At 49.4% G+C, this 19,663-nt stretch carries 15 protein-coding genes, 1 other RNA gene and 1 pseudogene; 13 read left to right on the forward strand and 4 right to left on the reverse strand.

The window, feature by feature from the left end:
- Nucleotides 1–21 precede the first annotated feature (21 nt).
- From ACTG2T_RS18980 to ACTG2T_RS19000, 5 genes are all read left to right on the forward strand, one after another.
- Nucleotides 22–801: an SDR family oxidoreductase gene (locus tag ACTG2T_RS18980; protein ID WP_279490713.1), complete on the forward strand. Its 780-nt coding sequence runs from the start codon at nt 22–24 to the stop codon at nt 799–801.
- 358 nt (nt 802–1,159) lie between these two features.
- Nucleotides 1,160–2,596, forward strand: coding sequence for an arginine-ornithine antiporter (gene arcD / locus ACTG2T_RS18985; protein WP_005336921.1), 1,437 nt, complete (start codon nt 1,160–1,162; stop codon nt 2,594–2,596).
- 105 nt (nt 2,597–2,701) lie between these two features.
- The gene (locus tag ACTG2T_RS18990) at nt 2,702–3,490 is read left to right on the forward strand and encodes a sulfite exporter TauE/SafE family protein (RefSeq protein WP_005360120.1); all 789 of its coding nucleotides are present in this window, start codon (nt 2,702–2,704) and stop codon (nt 3,488–3,490) included.
- A 102-nt stretch (nt 3,491–3,592) separates the two neighbouring features.
- Nucleotides 3,593–3,689, forward strand: an RNA gene (gene ffs, locus ACTG2T_RS18995) — signal recognition particle sRNA small type.
- Between the two features lie 62 nt (nt 3,690–3,751).
- Entirely contained in the window at nt 3,752–4,912 is a 1,161-nt protein-coding gene (locus ACTG2T_RS19000; protein ID WP_439973809.1) for a tyrosine-type recombinase/integrase, read from the forward strand.
- Nucleotides 4,913–5,107: 195 nt separating this feature from the next.
- On the opposite strand, the gene ACTG2T_RS19005 is transcribed toward ACTG2T_RS19000, so the two are convergent.
- The gene (locus tag ACTG2T_RS19005; protein WP_330124580.1) at nt 5,108–7,753 is read right to left on the reverse strand and encodes a phage/plasmid primase, P4 family; all 2,646 of its coding nucleotides are present in this window, start codon (nt 7,751–7,753) and stop codon (nt 5,108–5,110) included.
- A gap of 380 nt (nt 7,754–8,133) precedes the next feature.
- On the opposite strand from ACTG2T_RS19005, the pseudogene ACTG2T_RS19010 reads away from it, so the two are divergent.
- Nucleotides 8,134–9,080, forward strand: a pseudogene (locus tag ACTG2T_RS19010) (integrase core domain-containing protein).
- 177 nt (nt 9,081–9,257) lie between these two features.
- Here the strand turns inward: ACTG2T_RS19010 and ACTG2T_RS19015 are convergent.
- Together ACTG2T_RS19015 and ACTG2T_RS19020 are read right to left on the reverse strand one after the other, a co-directional pair.
- On the reverse strand, nt 9,258–10,475 hold the full coding sequence (locus tag ACTG2T_RS19015; RefSeq protein WP_254196881.1) for an EAL domain-containing response regulator: 1,218 nt from the start codon (nt 10,473–10,475) through the stop codon (nt 9,258–9,260).
- Nucleotides 10,465–14,613, reverse strand: coding sequence for an ATP-binding protein (locus tag ACTG2T_RS19020; RefSeq protein WP_330124581.1), 4,149 nt, complete (start codon nt 14,611–14,613; stop codon nt 10,465–10,467). The genes ACTG2T_RS19015 and ACTG2T_RS19020 overlap by 11 nt, the downstream gene beginning before the upstream one ends.
- Nucleotides 14,614–15,143: 530 nt before the next feature.
- Here ACTG2T_RS19020 and ACTG2T_RS19025 point away from each other — a divergent pair.
- Nucleotides 15,144–15,281: a M48 metallopeptidase family protein gene (locus tag ACTG2T_RS19025; RefSeq protein WP_159164712.1), complete on the forward strand. Its 138-nt coding sequence runs from the start codon at nt 15,144–15,146 to the stop codon at nt 15,279–15,281.
- 238 nt (nt 15,282–15,519) lie between these two features.
- On the opposite strand, the gene ACTG2T_RS19030 is transcribed toward ACTG2T_RS19025, so the two are convergent.
- Nucleotides 15,520–15,897, reverse strand: a complete 378-nt coding sequence (locus tag ACTG2T_RS19030; RefSeq protein ID WP_330124582.1) for a hypothetical protein — start codon at nt 15,895–15,897, stop codon at nt 15,520–15,522.
- A gap of 256 nt (nt 15,898–16,153) precedes the next feature.
- On the opposite strand from ACTG2T_RS19030, the gene radC reads away from it, so the two are divergent.
- From radC to ACTG2T_RS19060, 6 genes are all read left to right on the forward strand, one after another.
- A complete protein-coding gene (radC, locus tag ACTG2T_RS19035) occupies nt 16,154–16,621 on the forward strand; it encodes a RadC family protein (protein WP_330124583.1) in 468 nt (155 codons plus the stop codon).
- On the forward strand, nt 16,618–16,986 hold the full coding sequence (locus ACTG2T_RS19040; RefSeq protein ID WP_330124584.1) for a DUF2787 family protein: 369 nt from the start codon (nt 16,618–16,620) through the stop codon (nt 16,984–16,986). The genes radC and ACTG2T_RS19040 overlap by 4 nt, the downstream gene beginning before the upstream one ends.
- A 17-nt stretch (nt 16,987–17,003) precedes the next feature.
- Nucleotides 17,004–17,132 (forward strand): hypothetical protein, encoded by a 129-nt coding sequence (locus ACTG2T_RS19045; protein ID WP_254902196.1) that lies wholly within the window; start codon nt 17,004–17,006, stop codon nt 17,130–17,132.
- Nucleotides 17,129–17,272, forward strand: coding sequence for a hypothetical protein (locus ACTG2T_RS19050; RefSeq protein WP_330124585.1), 144 nt, complete (start codon nt 17,129–17,131; stop codon nt 17,270–17,272). The genes ACTG2T_RS19045 and ACTG2T_RS19050 overlap by 4 nt, the downstream gene beginning before the upstream one ends.
- Nucleotides 17,273–17,512: 240 nt before the next feature.
- Nucleotides 17,513–18,070 (forward strand): recombinase family protein, encoded by a 558-nt coding sequence (locus ACTG2T_RS19055; RefSeq protein WP_201912428.1) that lies wholly within the window; start codon nt 17,513–17,515, stop codon nt 18,068–18,070.
- A gap of 138 nt (nt 18,071–18,208) precedes the next feature.
- On the forward strand, nt 18,209–19,657 hold the full coding sequence (locus ACTG2T_RS19060; RefSeq protein WP_201912429.1) for a hypothetical protein: 1,449 nt from the start codon (nt 18,209–18,211) through the stop codon (nt 19,655–19,657).
- Nucleotides 19,658–19,663: the final 6 nt, after the last annotated feature.

Here is a 19,663-nt window from a genome sequence, read left to right on the forward strand (position 1 = left end):
GACCAGCTACAAGGAGCATTGATGGATATCAAAGATAAGGTCATCGTTATTACCGGCGCCGGACGTGGCTTGGGACGGGCCATTGCGCTGGCCCTGGGCGCACAGGGGGCGACGCTGGCACTGCTCGACATCAATCGCGCCGATCTGGAGGCGACCGCAGCCCTGGTGCGCAGCCAGAATGATCAGTGCGATCAAGATAGCCAGTGCGAGCTGTTTGTCTGCAATGTGGCGAGCGAAGCCGAGGTTGAGTCGGTTTTTGCTGCCATCAAGGGGCGTTTTGGCGTGCTGCACGGTCTTATCAACTGCGCCGGCATTTTGCGCGATGGCATGCTGATCAAGGTGAAAGAGGGTGAGCTGGTGGAGAAGATGACGCTGGCCCAGTGGCAGAGCGTGATTGACGTCAACCTCACCGGTACCTTCCTCTGCGGTCGCGAGGGGGCGGCGCTGATGGCGCAAGGGGGGCAGGGGGGCGTCATCATCAACATCTCCTCTATCGCCCGCGCCGGCAATATTGGCCAGAGCAACTATGCCGCCAGCAAGGCGGGGGTTGCCTCGCTGGTGGTGACCTGGGCGCGGGAGTTGGCGCGCCATGGCATTCGGGTGATGGGGATTGCCCCCGGGGTGTTTGCCACCGACATGACGGCGGCGATGAAGCCGGAGGCGATGGCGCGGATGCAGCAGGCCATTCCGGTCGGCACCCTTGGCGAGGCGCAACAGCTGGCCGAGACGGTGAGCTTTATTTTTGCCAACGACTATCTGTCGGGGCGGATGATTGAACTGGATGGCGGTTTGCGTTTATAGGGATTTACATAATGGGCCCCGGTGTTTCCACCGGGGCTTTTTTATGCAGATTATTTATACAGAGAGTGCCTGAATGGCGATGCATAGGAACCATGCGAGTCAGGTTGTGTTGGCAGAAAAATGAGAAATATCAATGGGTCTTGGTTAATTTGAGCCAGCTCACAGGCCATATGGGTCAGTGCTGTAAAATTGCGCGCGGTCAAGGCGGTGCATGATTGACGGGACGAGGGATTGCGGTCGGAATAGTCATGCAATATAGTTGCCGCCTTTTTCACGGGGTCAGGATTCCCAGCCCCTCCCATATTGCGCGCAGTATGAATACGGACGCTCTGCCGCCGCCTAAATAAACAGGATTGAAATGGACAAGAAACTAGGGCTGGGCGCCCTCATTTCGCTGGTGATCGGCTCCATGGTCGGCGCCGGGGTCTTCAGTCTGCCACAAAACATTGCTGCGCATGCCAGTGCCGGGGCGGTCGCTCTGGGTTGGGCCATCACCGGTCTTGGCATGATCTGTCTCGCGCTGGTCTATCAGAACCTCTCCATGCGCCGCCCCGATCTCGATGGCGGTATCTTCAGCTATGCCAAAGCCGGTTTCGGCGATTTTATCGGCTTCAACGCCGCCTGGGGTTACTGGCTCTGCCAACTGCTGGCCAACGTCTCCTACGCCATCGTAGTGTTTAGCGCCCTGAGCTACTTCTTCGATACGCCGGACAACGTCATCTTCGGTGACGGCAATACACCGGTGGCCATCACGCTGGCCTCCATCCTGATCTGGTCGGTGCATGCGCTGGTGCTGCGCGGGGTACAGGTTGCTGCACTGGTGAATATCGTCACCACCATCGCCAAGATGGTGCCGCTCATCGTCTTCTGTGTTGCGATCCTGCTGGCCTTCAACATGGATACCTTCACTCTGGATATCTGGGGCCAGAACAACATGGAGCTGGGCTCCGTGATGGATCAGGTCAAGTCCACCATGAAGGTGACCCTTTGGGTCTTTATCGGGATTGAAGGGGCCGTGGTGGTCTCTGCCCGTGCCCGTCATCGCAAGGATGTGGGCCGCGCTACCGTGCTGGCGCTGCTCGGCGCCCTGACACTCTATGTGATGGTGACCCTGTTCTCGCTAGGTGTCATGAGCCAGCCGCAACTGGCGGCGCTCAAGAACCCCTCGACCGCCATGATCCTCGAGGCCGTGGTCGGCCCCTGGGGCGCCTGGCTTATCAACATTGGTCTGGTGGTGTCGGTGATGGGTGCTCTGCTCAGCTGGACCGTGCTGGCCGCTGAAGTGCCCTACATCGCAGGCAAGACCGGTGTGTTCCCGGGCTGGTTTGCCAAGGAGAACAAGAACGGCTCGCCGCAGGTGTCCCTCTGGTGCTCTACCTGTCTGGTGCAGATCTTCCTGATCATCATCTACTTCCAGAGCAGCACCTATCTGGCGCTGGTCAACATCGCAACCTCGGCGGCGCTGGTGCCTTACGTCTTTTCGGGCGCTTATGGCCTGAAGCTGGCATTGAAAGGGGAGACCTATCAGGGGCAACCCCATCAGCGCAAGCGTGACCTGCTGCTGGCCCTGGTGGCGACGGTTTACGGCTGCTGGCTGGTCTACGCTGCTGGTGTGGAGTACCTGCTGCTGGTGGCGCTGCTCTATAGTCCGGGCATCTTCATCTACTGGAAGGCGCGTCAGCATCACGGTCTGCGCGGTCTTAACCGGCTGGAGCAGGGGATGACGGCGGCCCTGCTCGGCTGCGCCGTGCTGGCCTTCTACAAGGTGATGGACGGTACCATTCCACTGCACTAACCGGCACAATGAAGAGATGGCCCTCGCGCCATCTCTTTTTTTTCATGCAGATATCCACTGTTGCCCGGCCGTGTTGGCTAGTTTTTGTTTAACACAGGAATTTTTATGCTGTTTATGGGTTACCTCCTGCTGGGCGCCTTTGCCGGTATGCTGGCGGGACTGTTCGGGATCGGCGGCGGTCTTATCATTGTCCCCGTGCTGGTCATGACCTTTCGCGCCCAGGGCATCGACCCTGAAATCATTACCCATCTGGCCCTCGGCACCTCGTTGCCCACCATGATCTTTACCGGATTCAGCTCGCTGCGGGCCCACCGGGAGGCGGGCGCCGTCGACTGGGTGATGATCCGCCGACTCGGCGCCGGCATGCTGATCGGGGGCTGGCTTGGCGGCATGACCGCCAATCTGCTCAGCACCAGCACCCTCAATATCATCATCGGTTGTTTCGCCTGGAGCATGGCGCTGCAGATGGGGCTCAACCTTAAACCCAAAGCGGAGCGCCATATGCCGGGGCCGCTCGGCACAGGCATCGCCGGTACCATCATTGGCTGGATGTCTGCGCTGTTTGGTATTGGCGGTGGCTCGCTGACCGTCCCTTATCTGAGCTGGAACTCGGTGCCAATGCGCAATGCGGTAGCGGCCTCTGCAGCCTGCAGCATGCCCATCGCGCTGGCGGGGAGCCTCAGCTACCTCTATGCGGGTTGGGATCATGCCGATCTGCCCGAGTGGAGTGTGGGCTACATCTATCTGCCCGCCCTGCTTGGCATTGTGCTGACCAGTACCCAGTTCGCCCGCATTGGCGCCAAGCTGGCACACCGCCTGTCACCCACACGCCTCAAGCAGGCCTTTGCCCTGCTGATGCTGCTGGTGGGGGCAAAATTTATGTTGTTTAGCTGATTCATTCGGCAGATTGTTGAAAAATAAGGCAAACGATCTGTTGGAGGGTAGAAAGCCGTTGCATTGAACGCCCAGTTTGCCTATTCTCCTCGCCGGTGGTCCTATTGGTCCTCTCGCATTGATAACCCGTCGACCTGGTCAGGACCGGAAGGTAGCAGCCAAGGCGGGGGACTCGAGTGCCGGGATGTGGCTGGTAGGGCCACCACTTGTTTCTGCAATTCAATAAGTTAGCTTTCTAAAGCCCTTGGTCATCCACTTTGTGTGGACGACGAGGAGCTCATCGATGAATCTCTGGCTCAGTCCCACGGCATCTGGTATTACCGGAAAGTCACCACGCTCCCCTGTGGTCGTCGTAAAGAGATCAAAAAATCCCTGCATACCCGAGACAAGCTGACGGCCCGTGCAGCTGTTGCGAAGCGGCTTGCCTGTGTGCGTTCCAGACCCAAGCCCATTCAGTTGCCTGCAGACGTCAATGCTGCCCCACATGAGCAATCAGTAGCCCAGCCGATGACTCCGGCGACCAAACCGCGTGCTCCGCACCTGTCGGTCCTGAGTGACCGCTATCAGAAAGAGAAGGCCCTCTCCTGGGCACCCAAAGAGCGAAAGAACCAGAAAAACTATCTCGGTTCCTTTATCGAAGCTATCGGCGACAAGCCAGCGGCAGGCTACAGCAAGGCTGATGTGGTCAAGTTCAAGGAGGGGTTGCTGAACTCTGGCAAGAGCCCAGCCACCATCAACAAGTATCTGCAGAAGCTATCCCTGTTATTTAGTTGGTTAGCTAACCATCAGGAGGGGATCGTCAACCACTTCGCTGGGCTCAAGTTGCAGCGGGTCAAGGAGGTGAACTCACGAAGTGGGTATACAGCGGAAGAACGTCGCAAGTTTATCGGGTGGACTAAGCAGCAGGAGCCCCACCGCAGGTGGATTGCTCTGCTGGGGCTGTTCACCGGAGCTCGTGCCAACGAGATCTGCCAGCTCTATGCCGATGATGTGCAACAGGTTGACGGTATATGGTGCCTGAATATTCGCAGTGGACGGCCAGACCAGAAACTCAAGACGGCCAACAGTGCTCGTCTCGTTCCTCTCCATCGACACCTCCTCCAGAACGGTTTCATCGAGTTTGTGAAGGGTAGGATAGGGGGACGCCTCTTCCCTGAACTGCCACATCGCCAGGATGGATACAGCCACCTGTGGGGGCAGTGGTTTAGCCGCCATCGCCCCGTCGACAAGGATTTCCACAGCCTGCGGCATACCGTGGGGACAGCCCTCAAAGATCACGGTGTGCCATTGCAGTATGCGGCGGCGATCTTGGGTCACACCAACGGGGCGATCAGCTATGACCGATACGGAGGGGATGTCTCGCTGGATAAGCTTCATGAGGTGATAGAGGCTGCCCTCTCATCCTTTGCTGATGCCGGATAAAGGGAAGGGTGGGTCTGCCGAGATGCTGAAATTTTGGCATTTTTAAGAACTTTTTCTACGAAGTCTCATACAGAAAAGTTCTATAACTGGCTGAAGTTTAATCAAATTAACTGCTTGGTTTGGACCCTTTTCCTTTGTTGGCGGGCAAAATGGGAAAGTCAAAAACGGCAGAGGGGCCCGCAGGCCCCCCATTCGTCATACTGTGTAGTTCGCTCCTGTCTCCGGCTGCTCTCGATGGGTTGAGACCGTCATGTCCGCCATCTCGTTATCGAGCAGGGTCAACCCGATGACGGTTGCCTTGCTGTTATAGCGGGGGACAGCAAAGCCCTTCTCAATCAGCTTCTTCTTGAGGGCCAACTGCTTCATGGCCCATTCACCGTTCTGCTGTGCCCAGCGGCTGTAGACTGCATAGACCTCACTCATGGGCACTTTGGCCCCTGCTCTGGCCTGTGTGCACTCTTCCAGGAAGCAGCCGACCATATCCGACTCAGCACGGTAGGTCTCGACATCCTGCTTGAGGCGAGCAGGAATCGACGCCTTGAGTCTCTGCTCTTGCCACATCTGGCAGCCCTGGATGGCCCAGTTCAGAATGCCGGGCATCTCGGCCCGTAGCTTCTCCATCAGCATTGGGTCCAGCTGTGCCTTCGTGAAGGAGGCATTGAATGGCAGCATCAGCATCCGACGCCACATGCCATTGCTGGTATCGCGGATCTCGGGCTTGTGGTTGCCCACAATCACCAGAGAGAAGGATGGGCGGAACTCCATCTCCTTCTTGGCGTAGGGAGCACGAGCGACAATCACGTCATCCCCTGTCATGGCCTTTACCAAGTTCTCATCCATGCGAGAGCCCTCTGGCAGCTCGTTGGCGACCACGAGGCGTGCATCCACCAGCTTGGTCAGGGACGGGTTCGGACCGGTATTGCCGTTGCGGTTGAACAGCAAGACGTTGCTGCTGATCTGCCGACTGAACTCTCCCAGCAACTGCTGAATGACCGACATGAAGGTACTCTTGCCGTTGCAACCGCCTCCGTAGAGGAAGAACAGGAGTTGTTCATCGGTGCGGCCGGAGATCCAGTAGCCCACACAACGTTGCAGGAAGGCGGCATACTCGGCATCGTCACAGGTGATCTCGCTGATGAACTGCTCCCATCGCGGGCAGACAGCGGCTGGGTCATAGGCCACCGGGCTATGGTGGGTAATCATGAATGCCCGTCTCGGTGCCAACAGGCGACCCGACTTCAGGTCGATGACACCATTCGCCGTGCCCAACAGCATCGGATTGGCGTTTAGCTCGTGCAGTCTTGCCGTCATCATCGGCTTGGCCAGTTCCAGCATGTTCTGAATGCCTGCCCGGTTAAGGCTGCTTGAGCCGTGTCTGAGCACTGCATAGGCCCAAGACAGCTCCTCTTTCTTGCACGCCTGCTTGATCAACATCTGTCCGATTTCCTGGATCTCTTTGCCCACGGTTTGAGCAAGGATCATTGGCGTCAAGTCATTCTGGGTCCAGTGCGTACCATCAAAGTGGATGAAGCCACCTAACTCAGGGACGAACTTCAGGTTATGCCCGTGCATCTGCACAAACCGTTCGGCGTTGGCCGAATCGTTGAGCTCGTTTTCAAAGATGGCAGTACGTGGCATGACCTTGACGACTTCCGGCAGCTGATCATCGTCCTGAACGGCTTCGGCTTCGGCTTCGGCTTCGGCTTCGGCTTCGGCCACAGGCTCAACCAGGGTGAATGCCGCCACCAGCTCGGTTAGAGGCAAGGGGTTGTCGCCATGCAGGTATTCGTCGATATCCTTCACGCAATCTGGCAGCTTGACTTGGGTCAGCTTGAGGCCCAGCCGAGCCACCTTTGAGCGGTACTTGTCGCCCGCGTCATCAGTGTCGAAGAAGGTGACAACATCACTGTCAGCCAGCTCACGCTTCAGCCACTCCAGCTGGGTCTGTGACAGCGTGCCAATGGTAGCCAGCACAGGGCCTGGCCAACCGGCATCTACTAGTGACAGGCGGTCATTCTCTCCCTCTACCAGGGCGACAGGGCCGGGGGCATTCAGGCTCTCTTCTCCGTAGAACTGCACCCCGTTAAGCCAGTACTGGCTCGGCAACTGGAACTGATACTGCTTGTTTGGGTCCTTGAAAGTGAAGCGGCTGACTTGTCCGTTGCGGTTGAAGTGCGGGAACACATAGACACCGCTCGGGAAGAAGTCACGAAGCAGATCTGGGGCATCGTTGCGAAGCTTGACCAGACCGGAGGCTAGTCGCTCCTCTTGGCTGAATCCTGCGTCCTTAAGTGCCTTGTTCAGGCCACCTGAGAAGCCGATATCCAGCCCCACCAACACATCCTCAGAGTGGCCACGCAACTCCGTCAGTTCGTCTACATCCAGGCGAGCCTGGTAGTGGTTGGCGGCCAGCTTGAAGAGTTCTTGCAGGCGAGCTGGTGGGGCCGTGTAGATCGGCTGCTCAAGCTTCACCACTTTGCGAACGGTCGGGGCGACTGACAGCTCGTCCAGCAGAAGCAAGCGGGCTGCATCAGCAGGGCTACGGGCTTTGTCACACTTGACGACTAGATCGAGCACATCCCCATGTTCATCACAGCTAAAGCACTTAAACCTATCGTTGTCAGGATAGAGGGTGAAGCAATCATTATGGCCGCACAGTGGGCAACTGGCATCATCCAGTCGATAGGTGTTGGAGCCGACTTTCTTGACGTCTTGCCCGGTCAGGGCCGAGGCGACATCCATAATGGAGAACTGCTCTTTGATGGCAGCAAAGTCGATAGTCAGGGAGTGGCCTGCATCGGCCAGGGCAAATTCAAGGTCAACTTGTTGGGTTTGAGACATGGTGTCTCTCCTTCGATGACCGCTGCTGTGGAACTAAAATTAGGTTGTGTGTGTTCCAAGTGGCGGTAATCAGGTCGGGTAACAGCGCCCCCCGTGGGCCTATGGCGTGAGCCAAGGTGCGATGTGCGGGGGCGTCTGCCCGCCGACAACCCCGACTATACGGATCGGCAGAAGCAATACAACCCCTCCTTTTTCATCCCAAAGACCCAATTTCTAAACTTTGTTGTGAACAATGTAAAACATCGAGATATGATTTTTTTTCATATCTAATTTGTACTGAGTTGGTATTCACCTGACAGCTGTTCACAACAGGGAGTGGTCATACGGCTTTAAACCGGATAACAAAACGGTACCCCTACCGTGTTATCTGGAGTCACCGTATGACCACCAACGAGAAAGTAGCACGTCGTACCCTCAGCCTGTTAGAGCTCGCAAAAGAGCTCAATTACGTCAGCAAAGCCTGCAAGCTCATCGGCTACAGCCGTCAGCAGTTCTACGAAATACGTCGTAACTACCAGACCCTATGGCGCTGGGGGCTTGCTCGACAAATTGCCCGGCTGTAAAGGGGCTCATCCCAACCTGGTCGCACAAGAACTGGCTCTGCAAGATGTCAATATCAGTGCAGGAGGTGTGCGTGGTGTGTGACTACTCTCCAAACACGACCGCTTGTTGCGTCTTGAGAAAACCCGATTGAGCTGAATGATGAGCAAATTCGCCTGTTAGTGCGTTTCAGCCCCGAGTTTCGTGAACGTCAGATAGAAGTTCACTACACCGGGGTACTGGTGGTGCTCGACACCTTTTTCGTGGGGCGTTCAAGGGGGTAGGTAAGGTGTATCTGCAAACCGTGCTGGACGGCTATAGCTGCCATGCTTGGGGGCGGCTCTACACCTACAAGCTGCCAATCACCTCGGTCCACGTGCTCAACGAAACAGTGCTGCCGTTCTTTGAAGCCCATGAGGCTCGGGTTTACTATTCTGTTGGACAACGGGCGTGAGTTCTGCAGACAGCCTGACCATCATCCCTGCGAGCAGTTCCTGCAACTGGAGGGATTGAGCACCGGACAACCAAGGTATGCAGGCCACAGAGCAACGGATTTATCGAGCGGCTACATCGAACCTTGCTGGATGAACACTTCCGTATCAAGGGGAGGACAGTCAGGTATGAGACGGTAGAGCAGATGCAGACAGACTTGGATAGTTACCCAAAACACTAGTACAACACTCAAAGGTCACATCAAAGCTGGATGATGGAAAGATAGACCCCCTACCGCATGTTCAAAAAGAGTCTGAAATTGATACCGAATGAAGTTCACTCTAAAGTAGCGTAAACAAGAGATCGGCTTGAGGCCGGTGTCAGGTAATAACTAGATCTGTTAATGTGGTATAACTTGAACATGCATCGCATTAACTCATGGATTTTTTTTCTCTATGAAATAGCCTTAAAAAACAATGTGGAGTCCGAGGTGGTGTTTATTCACATGAAAAATATGATGTGTATCACATTACTATATGTTCTTTTTTGTAAGAAAACTAAGTGTGTCTAGCCATTTTCCATACCAGGTTTGTAACTGTTCACTAGGCATAGGATATCCTGAAAAATATCCTTGGCAGGCATCACAACCAATTTGAGATAGTAACTTCCACGTATCTATATCTTCAACACCTTCAGCTACAGAGTTTAGACCTAACCTCTTTGCCAAGTTAATGCTAGATTCTATGATTGCTAATTTAGAAAGGTCATGAGTACAGTTTTCAATGAAAGAACAGTCTAGTTTGAGCTCAGTAAATGGTAGTAAAGCAAGTTGTTGCAATGAAGAATAACCAGCACCAAAATCATCTATGGATATGCAAAAACCATACATTCTGAGACGAGTGAGAATTTCTAGTGACCTGCCTAAATCTTGTGTGAAAGCACTTTCAGTTATTTCTAACGTTATAAATTTAGGGTCTATCTTTGATTGTTTACAATGCTTAATTAACATTGCACATAACTCACTATCAATTAATGAGGTAAATGGGATGTTCATCGATACATTGAGCTGTAGTTCATTATATCTCCATATTAAATCATCATTAAGACACTTGTTAACTATAATATCGGTAATGTAGCCAATAAGCTTGTGTCGTTCAGCTAATTCGATAAAATCTGATGGCATCAATAGACCATAAATAGGATGCTGCCAGCGAGCAAGAGCTTCTACCCCAATCCAACGACCGTTAGATAGGGCTACTTTGGGTTGGAACCATGGAAGAAATTCATCCTGCTCTAAAGCTCTATTTAAATCCTCAACTGTCAAATAAATATCTTTGTTTTTCTTTGGTTGAAATTTTTTAACGTTATGACGCTCTATTATTTCCTTCAGTTTAGTTTGACTACAAGGTTTTTCTAGTCGTCCAATGATTTTTAAACTGTAGGATTCGCCCATTCGTTGAACTGCAGTAATAACATCATTATCTAAAATACTTGAAATAACTATGCTGCCATCAAATTCAGATAGCGACAATTTATGCAAAAGAGCCATGCCATCCATTCCTGGCATTCGTAGATCACAAAAAATAATGTCAACTTTTTGATTTAAGCAAATATCGAGAGCTTTTTCCCCTGAGGATGCCTCAAGCAAGCCTTGATAACCAAGGCTTTTAATTTGATGTATAAGAGCTTTACGTTGAAAAACATGATCCTCAACTACCAGAATGATAAGATTGTCAAGGTCATTTATCATTTAGCCATACTCCAATATCATTCTTTACTATCTGCATGAGGGCCAACAAACGTTCTCCAGCTGATACACATTCTTCCCACTGAAGCCCCTTTACTGCAGCCTCCAATTGTGTGGCTGAATCTGCTAACTCAATTAATCCTACCATTTTAGCTGATCCTTTAATCCTATGGGCAGCATCAGGAAATAAAGATAGGTCTTTTTCATTCAATGCTTTGCGTATAACCGACTCATCCTGTGTATTCGAACGTATATATTCTAGCGCCATAGTCCGTGCATTCTCTTCATTCCCAAACAAACCGATCCAAGACTTTGATATTTGTTCTTGGGTCTCCTCGTTATGTATCTCTAATGAGATTGATTTTTTTTGATGGGAGTCAGGTAACCATTTGTTCAAAATATGCCACAGAGTATTCAATGTATATGGTTTAAACAGCTTATCATTCATCCCTGCATTAGCCATATTTGACACTGCTTCCTCAGATGCATCTGCAGTTACCCCGATTATAGGTTTATTTTCACCCATGCTTCGTAATTGTTTGGTTAAAGAGTAACCATCCATAAATGGCATATGACAATCAGTAAGAAGTAGATCAAAATTATCTCTATTCCAATATGTAATAGCATCCTGACCATTCTCTACTGCTTTAGCTGTGACCCCCAAGGTGTTAAGTTGTCTGAGTAGTAGCTCTCTATTTATGGGGTGGTCATCTACCACTAACACGTATCCATCCAAGAGGATTGGAGTTTGTGGGCCATATATAGATTCAGACTGATTACTAATTAATAGTTCACTAACCTCACATAAGAGATCTGGGTAGGTGGGAGCATTACCAAGCCTCCACCATTTGCTGCTATTTAACCGAGTTCTTGCCTGCTCATGCTGTGAAAAAATGATGCCTCCTGTAGGAATCATCAAAAGTTGCTCTTGCCACTGGTTACCAAATATTCTTTTAAGAGAAGCTTCATCGGCCAATAATCGACTTTCAATACCTTTTCGAACCGCATCATCATCTATTTCTGATAGAGTTGCACCCAAGCTCTTCATCATCATTATTATGTCATGGGATAAATCGAGAGTATTCCAGTGTGTCCCCAGTAATGGTTGGAATGTTTGTTCTTCTTTACATAGGGGCACATTGAATATAATACAGGTTCCTTGTGCTAGCTCACTTTCTACGGTTAACGAACCGTTCATTTGCTTGGCTAATAAATAACATATAGATAGCCCAAGGCCAGAACCACCGTAGCGACGAGTGATATCTACATCTAACTGCTCAAATGGAGTAAAGAGTCGATTTATTTTTTCATGAGGGATGCCAATGCCGGTATCTTTTATGGCAATAGTTAATTGATTATCATCCCAATTAATGCTTATTGTAATCTCACCTTTAGCAGTAAACTTGATTGCATTACTTAGCAAGTTAGATAAAATTTGGCCGATACGCACAGGATCGAAGTATGATTTAATTGGAACCAAAAGCCCCCATTTAAGATTTACGATAAGGCCCTTTGCTTTCGCAATCGAAGTATGGCTACGAATAATATCACATAATACAATGTGTAGATTACAAAGCTGAATATCTAAATGTAGCTGATTAGCCTCTATTTTTGAAAAATCTAGAATATCATTGACTAAATAGAGTAGGTTGTTAGCTGAACCCTGTACATTACGTAAGAGATATTTTTGGTTTTCATTAAGATCACTAATTTCAAGCAGCTCGAGCATACCATGCATACCTGAAATTGGTGTGCGTAGCTCATGACTCATTGTTGCTAAAAAACGACTACGAGCTTGCATCGCTTGCTCTGCAATATTACGGGCGTGTTGTAGTTCTCTAGCTTGATGTCTTAATGTGGTTATATTCTGTACCATGACAAAAAGCATAAAACCGTTATCATTTGTTGGTAAAACTTTGCCCTTGAGCTGAAAACTAAGCTCCTCCCCGGATGGGGTTATAAGTTCAAACACTAAGTCAAGCTGATGTTCTTTAGTTACCTGGTGAATAAAAAGTGGGACGTATTTACTTTCGTCAATTGTTATTCCTACATATTTAAATGCTGCGAGCAAACTATTAAGATTGTAGAGTGTTTCTCTAGTAACTCCCAATGAGGACTCTATTCCTGCACTTACGTAAATAATTTTACTGTCTTCAGGTGAACGATATAATTGTTGATAAACAAAACCAGGTACGTTATCGGTTAATTGAGTTAATCTTGCCTCCATTTCTTGAGCGTGTACTTTAGCTTGTCGTAATTCAGTAATGTCGGTTAAAACGGTTAATATCCCTAAGCGAGACCCATTTTCGTTAACAAGTAATTTTTTAGTGTACAGCAATTGACACATCAGACCATTTTTAAGCTTGACTTCGCCATTACCACTTAGCTCTACACCTGTTTCCCAGATATGCTTGTCATCAGAAATAATGTTGTCTATTATATCTTTAGATAAGTGAGAGTCGAGCAAAGTGTTATAACTCCCCTTAAGATCTTGACCGGAAAAAAATACATCACGATAGCTGTAGTTTGACATTATTATTTCATGTCGTTCATTTGTTAATACGACTAAAGTTGGTAAGCTATCAACTAGTAATTGTATGAATGAAATTTGCTCTTTAAGGCACTTTTCAGCAATAACCCTCCGAATCACTTGTCGGCGCAAAGTCCTATTCCATAAAATAAAAAGTAAAGATATTGAAATGAAAATAATCGTACCAATACTTCCCCAAAGAACAACCTTTTCAGGATTTAGTCCAGTTTGAATAGTTAGATTTAGCCAGCGCCTTTGCAAGTTGGCTAATTCATCAGGCTTTATCGTTTGCAGTGCTTTAGTTAGAATTCCTTGCAATATTTCAGCGTCGCGTTGTACAGCCATAGATATCGGCTGGTTCAGATTTTCATCTGAATAAACTACAGCGTAACGCTGGTTGAAATTTTTAGTTATTGAGTCTTGTACGTTACGAACAGGTAATAAAATGTAATCTACATTACCGAGATCTAACTGTGGTAACAAAAAGTTGTTGCTTGGGAATGTTATTGGTATTGCTCCTGATTCACGTAAGATGGTTTCTTCATATGAGCCAGAAACAATACCAATTCTCTTTCCTTTGAGTTCAGATAAAGTTGTTATTTCATCATCACCAGACTTACCAATAATAACTCTCTGTGCATTAGCATAATCAGGAGTAAAAAGCATGGTCTTTTTTCTATTCTCAGTCGGAGTTATACCTGGTAAAAAATCGACTTTTCTATCATCAAAAAGACGCAGGCTCTCCTCCCAACTAGATGTTGGTACTAAAGTAAAAATCAAACCAGTACGCTGACGAAGTAAATTGAATAAATCGTTCAGATATCCTTTTAGTTGGCCATGTTTATCTATTTCGCTAAAATTTGACCAGTAGGGTGCAACAGCAAAGCGTAAAGGGCCATGTGATAATAACCAATGGCGTTCAGCTTGGCTTAATGAAGGTAATGAAAATACTCTAAATTCATTTATTTTTCCAAATTGTGGTTTGTCAAAAAAATCTTGACGTTCAGACAGAGGAATTTGATTGATACCAAAAGATATCATATCTTTAAACTCTTTACTTCTCTGAGTCGAGATAATTGCTACCATATTACTGGTTTTTAACCACGACGGCATCACTAGTTGTAGAGATGATTCATCATATTCTTGGTGCCAAAGTAATGTAGGTCGATCTGCTACATATCCATCAATTATTCTATGTTGAAGTAATACCACACCCTCTTGGTCACTTTTAACAGTGATTATTTTCTTGATTCCTAAACTGCTTAGAGCGGAGCAATGAGCACTTCCAAGCTCACATCCAAATCGCATTTCTTTAGCATTTGCCAACGAGGGGATGGGATCGCCTTCTCTCAACAATATAGAACGAGGTATTGTTAATATATTAATAGTGTTTAGCGAAATTGATTTTTCATCTTTTTCAGCATCAAAAAAACCAAATAGTATGTCAACTTCTCCAGCCCCTAAAGCTTCGCGAGCTGAGGTATAAGTGAAAAATGGAGTGTAATTTATTGTAATCCCGAGCTTTTCAGATAGCTTGCGAACAAGTTGTATTAGTGGGCCACTATATTGCCCCTCTGCATCAACATAAACATATGGAGGCCATCCTTTCACAGGCACTGCAACGCTGAATGTAGCTGAAGTTTTGAGGAAGTGATTTGTATAAACCGAGGGAGAGTTGACTGATGCAATGCTGTCGCTCAGGCAGCTAGCTGAAAAGATACATAATAGAGTGATTTTTAGCCAGATGGTCTTCATGTGAAAGATAGATATCAAAATGATTTATTTACAATATAGTATTATTTACCCTTGAATGCATCATTTTTTGCTCACAATGGTCAGATTTGTACGCACTTAGTAGTTTTATGGTATTTTTCTATTGTGTTTTTTTGGTCTTTGTGGTCAGGGAGTGTAATTTTTGTCACAAGAAGTTTACATCGCGTGATTTTGTTAGCCTTCTAAAAGGTTATGCTTTAGATTTTATTGTGTAATGTATTTGGAAAAGACCATTTGCTCCCAATTCACTTGCTTCGCCTAAACCGAGATTAACCTGATTTGCTAACTGAGTACCACTGAGTACCACTGAGTACCACTGAACCTCCTATTTGACCAAGGAAGATCTGAATTTCCACTAGCGTTGCCTGATGGCACTGCTGTCTGTATTAGATTATATCGTTGTGCATGAGCTGGCCAATCGACTCTACCGTAACCATAAAGCGGCATTCAGGGATGCTGTCGATAAGGTGCTACCGGATTACCAGAAGCAAATGGGGCAGGGATGACACTTTAATGCGTCTATCTCCCGGAAAAGAGGATACACAGAGCCATAGGGTGGGGCGATTCAGAACTGCCATTCTGCTGAAATTTTGGCGTTATATGAACTTTCTTTTTCGACATTCCACACAGAAAAGTTCTATAACTAGATGAAATTTTGGCAGAATTATCTAACGGGAAAAGCCCTTTCCTCCTTTGTTGTAGTGAAAGGGCAAAGTTCGATATCCGCAGATGCTGGGTGTACAGTTACTCACTCGGGGTACGAAGTGGGCGCCAAACGAATTCTGACAGTTCTTTCGGATTCTCGGGGGGGAGTGCTATAGAGTTATCAGGCTCGAATCCTCGTTCGTACATCATGTCGATGATCGAGTAGCAGGTGCGTTCACCTTGAGTATCGGTAAAGGTGCCATCATGACGTTGAATAAAGTTGGGGGTGACATTTTCACCAATGGTAGATACTGGCCAAGCTTCTATGACGACTTCCCCTTGCCCTGTTTCGTATGCTTTGGTCAGGAAGCCGATTAACGGATGACGTTCGAGCACTACATCACAGGCTTCCGATGTTTGGATGTCGAAGTAGGCATATTCATTGGGCTGAGCGGGGATGAATTGGGTGACAGACAAGGGTCTCTCCTTATACTCAAGTTGTTGATATTAAGCTAAAAATTTAGCTTTTGGTGATTTACCCCAATAGCAGGGATTAGCAAAAACATACCTTGCTATGAAGAGCAAAACCGTGACTCTTATCTAAAAATTTTTAAGGGGGGTGACCAATAAAGGCCCTGCTTTCTCTACTTATACCCGCCTGAAACTCATTCAATTGTCTCGTACATTCTTGGCATAAGTAACTCGTGTATCCAAACGACGCGAGGTTACTGTTATGAAACACCACTATGATGATCACCCTGGACACGGCGATCACATCATCAATCAGGCATTGGCCATTCTGGAGAGCCGACAGCGGCATCTGGGCCAAGCCTTCATCCAGCCCCAAGCTGCTGCAGACTTCCTTCGGCTCAAGATGGGGGAGTACGAGCGGGAAGTGTTCGCCGTCATACTGCTCGACAATCAACATCGACTGCTCGATTACCAGGAGCTGTTCTTCGGCACCATCAATGCGGGCACCGTTCACCCCCGTGAGGTGGTCAAGGCGGCCCTCAACAAAAACGCCGCAGCGGTCATTCTGGCCCACAATCATCCATCCGGTATTGTGGACCCCTCGGACGCTGACAAGACTGTTACCGAGCGTCTCAAGGATCTGCTCGAGATGGTAGACGTGCGAGTGCTCGACCACTTCGTGGTGGGACAGCACGACATCGTCTCGTTTGCCGATAGGGGGTTGCTATGACCCCATCCAAACCACTACAGGCTTTGTTCACCAAGATCATCGGCAGCTACCCCGATGCCACTGCCCTGACCCTCAACTTCCGCAGTCCCGAGTATTCCGCCGACACCGGTGGTTACCGTCCGGTCGAAATCCGTCTGGAAAAACGGGCTGGTAGCTGGGGGATGGCCTACGTCACCGAGTTCACTTACCTCGGTGGCGAGCTGGTCAAGGATCTCGATTTTGACTTCAACGCCGGGCTGGCATCACAGCTCTGGTGTGGAGAGCGGCCGCTGGCCACCACCATGGACCTCTACCGGCTCTGGGAGAGGAACTTTCTCGACTATCGCCGGATGGAGGTCTACCGCCTGAAGATAACCCCTGAGTAATCGCCATGAATGACTTCATGAAAACCTTGCTGCTGGACGCCTTGAAGGCAGCCCTAACAGCATTTGCGTCGGTCATCGTCAACGCGATGATGGCCCGCTACATGCCGCCACACTTCTACAACATGAACGAAGAGGACTACCCATGAACAAAATGATCCTGACCTCGGTGACTCTGGTTGCCATTGCAGGGGGAACCCTGATGATCCGCCTAATCGCCCGTGACAAGGTTCATGCTGAGGAGCTGGCCAAGGTATTGCGGATGCCGGGCGGGGCAACGCGTCATTGAGATCCCCCGATCGGCACCCTGCATGACCAATAGATAGAGCATCCAGAGCATCTGGTTGACTACCCCTGCGGGCCATCCATCACGGAATGGCCCGTTTTCATTTGTATCACTGGCACAGGTCAATAGACCAAGCCCGTGTGACGCGAGCGAAAGTGCCACTTTTTGCCGGTCATATGGGTTCCTTTCGACCTTCTGACCGGTCGCGTCAGTGTACCTTGCCCTATTGACCAGGAGGAGACCATGGCACTGGTGGGATATGCACGTGTCAGCACTGTGGGGCAGAGCCTGGATGCCCAGCTTCAGGCACTGGCCGAGTGTAGCAAGATATTTCAGGAGAAAGTGAGCGGGGCCAAGGATGATCGCCCGCAGCTCTCGTTGATGCTGGATTTTGTTCGTGAGGGAGACGTGGTGATGGTGACCAAGCTGGATCGCTTGGCTCGCAACACTCGCCACCTGTTGGAGATCTCGGAGTACCTGCACGCTAAGCGGGTTGCTCTGAGGATTTTGAATCTGGGTATCGATACCTCGACACCTACCGGAAAACTGATGTTAACCATGATCGGAGCCATCGCCACGTTTGAGCGGGAGCTGATGCTGGAGCGTCAGGCAGAAGGGATTGCTATGGCAAAACAGCGTGGGGTCTACAAAGGTCGTAAGCCGACCGCCATGGCTAAAGGGGAGGAGGTTCTGTCACTCGCTGAACGGGGAATAGCCAAGGCAGAGATAGCACGTCGAACGGGGATTAGCCTATCCAGTGTGCAAAGAATACTCAGGCAGTTAGAGGGAAGATCAATGTAATCAACAAGATAAAGTCGTCATTAATGCGTGAAAGCGCTATCAATCACACAAATCTTAGCTGCGATTTATTAGCATGCCTCCTTTGGAATCAAATTGGGTTCGGTGTGCTGATAATAAAAAAGACAAGGAGAGAAATAGATGTCAGTTCGTTCACTGGTGAGTATGGGTATATGCATAGCTCTGACTGCTTGTGGAGGTGGTGGTGGAGATAGCGGTGGCACCCCGACCCCTCCTAAACCCAAGGCCGCGATCTCGGGGAAGGCGATCGATGGGTATGTTCAAGGTGCCTCTGTCTATCTGGACCTGAACTTCAATCGGCAATGGGATGAGGGAGAGCCTAAGAGCATCACATCTGGGGCTGGTGATTATCGTCTGGAGCTGACAGAGGCTCAGCAAGCGTGTGCTCAATACGTGCCCTTGGTTGTCGATGTGCCTGTGGGGGCCGTGGATCTGGATCTGGGGCCTGTTGAGAAGGCTTATCAGATGGTACTACCGCCGAAGTTCAAGCCGATCACGCAAGATGATTTCTATCATGTGACGCCGCTGACCACTGTGCTGTGGAGTTCAGTAGAAAAGGAGTTGGCTGCTGGTGGGGCTCTGACTTGCCAGAGTGTGATGGAAAACCAGCAAAAGCGTGAGCAACTGATGCAGTCGCTGAAACAGGCTGTAGATCGGGTGGTGTATCACTACAACATCCCCGAGAATAAACTGTTCGATGACTTTATCGCTACCGGTGATGACGAGACGGCGATCAAGGCCCAAGAAATCGTACGCGGGCTACAGAAGTCATTCAGCGCCAGTGAAGAGCTAAAGCGTGCCCATCCTGATGCGTTCTATGCCTATGTGGATTACCACCAGGGTGACTCGAGAGACAACAACAATGCGCATCCCAAGGCTTGGTATCGCGAGCAAGGGATCTATTGGCCAACCAAGAGTCAAACTGAGCTGGTTAAAGTCAGTAACGACTTCAATCAAGATATCAAAACCATCATCTATGGCGAGAAGATCAGCGTTGCTGGCAAGGACTATCGCTACAGCAATAGCTACGAGTTTGAGTCTCGGAATGGAGACGGAACCCCTTACAGCTGCGACATCAAGGAGACTGTCTCCACTAACGCTGATGCGAAGGAATACGAGCTGGTGAACCTTGCTAACGGTGAGGCTCAGGCGTTTGAAGATTGCATCCCAGAGAACCTGGCTGGGGCAATTACTCATCGCTATGCGACGGTCGGCTATAAAGCGGAAGGGGCCAACTACAGCAGCCAGTTTGTTTACTTCCTCGGCGGTTCTGCCAGTTTCCCTTTCCTCAGTAACTGGGTAGGGATGGCTAATGATCACGCGACTCGTAACATGAGCGAGTTGGTTGCCGCTTTCGAGCAACTGCCATATCGCTATGACGACAAAACACCTGAGCCTGAGGCTAGTGCTTGGTTCAAGAAACAGACCGTTACTGACAGCAATAAGGTCACCACCACTATCAGTTATGACAACCAAGGGCGTTACCGCAAGTTCACCGTCTTTGCTGATGGGACGCACAAAGAAGAGTGCGGCACCGATGGCGTGACATGGGGGGAATGTATTAATTGACGTTTA

It is taken from the genome of Aeromonas sp. 75A (assembly GCF_051919425.1).
Classification (GTDB): domain Bacteria; phylum Pseudomonadota; class Gammaproteobacteria; order Enterobacterales; family Aeromonadaceae; genus Aeromonas; species Aeromonas veronii.

Excerpts from the sequence above, each read along its gene's own strand:
- ACTG2T_RS18980 (WP_279490713.1), top strand. The coding sequence starts at position 22 with ATGGATATCAAAGATAAGGTCATCGTTATTACCGGCGCCGGACGTGGC.
- arcD (WP_005336921.1), top strand. The coding sequence starts at position 1,160 with ATGGACAAGAAACTAGGGCTGGGCGCCCTCATTTCGCTGGTGATCGGC.
- ACTG2T_RS18990 (WP_005360120.1), top strand. The coding sequence starts at position 2,702 with ATGCTGTTTATGGGTTACCTCCTGCTGGGCGCCTTTGCCGGTATGCTG.
- ACTG2T_RS19005 (WP_330124580.1), bottom strand. The coding sequence starts at position 7,753 with ATGTCTCAAACCCAACAAGTTGACCTTGAATTTGCCCTGGCCGATGCA.
- ACTG2T_RS19015 (WP_254196881.1), bottom strand. The coding sequence starts at position 10,475 with ATGATAAATGACCTTGACAATCTTATCATTCTGGTAGTTGAGGATCAT.
- ACTG2T_RS19025 (WP_159164712.1), top strand. The coding sequence starts at position 15,144 with ATGGCACTGCTGTCTGTATTAGATTATATCGTTGTGCATGAGCTGGCC.
- radC (WP_330124583.1), top strand. The coding sequence starts at position 16,154 with ATGAAACACCACTATGATGATCACCCTGGACACGGCGATCACATCATC.
- ACTG2T_RS19040 (WP_330124584.1), top strand. The coding sequence starts at position 16,618 with ATGACCCCATCCAAACCACTACAGGCTTTGTTCACCAAGATCATCGGC.
- ACTG2T_RS19045 (WP_254902196.1), top strand. The coding sequence starts at position 17,004 with ATGAAAACCTTGCTGCTGGACGCCTTGAAGGCAGCCCTAACAGCATTT.
- ACTG2T_RS19050 (WP_330124585.1), top strand. The coding sequence starts at position 17,129 with ATGAACAAAATGATCCTGACCTCGGTGACTCTGGTTGCCATTGCAGGG.
- ACTG2T_RS19055 (WP_201912428.1), top strand. The coding sequence starts at position 17,513 with ATGGCACTGGTGGGATATGCACGTGTCAGCACTGTGGGGCAGAGCCTG.
- ACTG2T_RS19060 (WP_201912429.1), top strand. The coding sequence starts at position 18,209 with ATGTCAGTTCGTTCACTGGTGAGTATGGGTATATGCATAGCTCTGACT.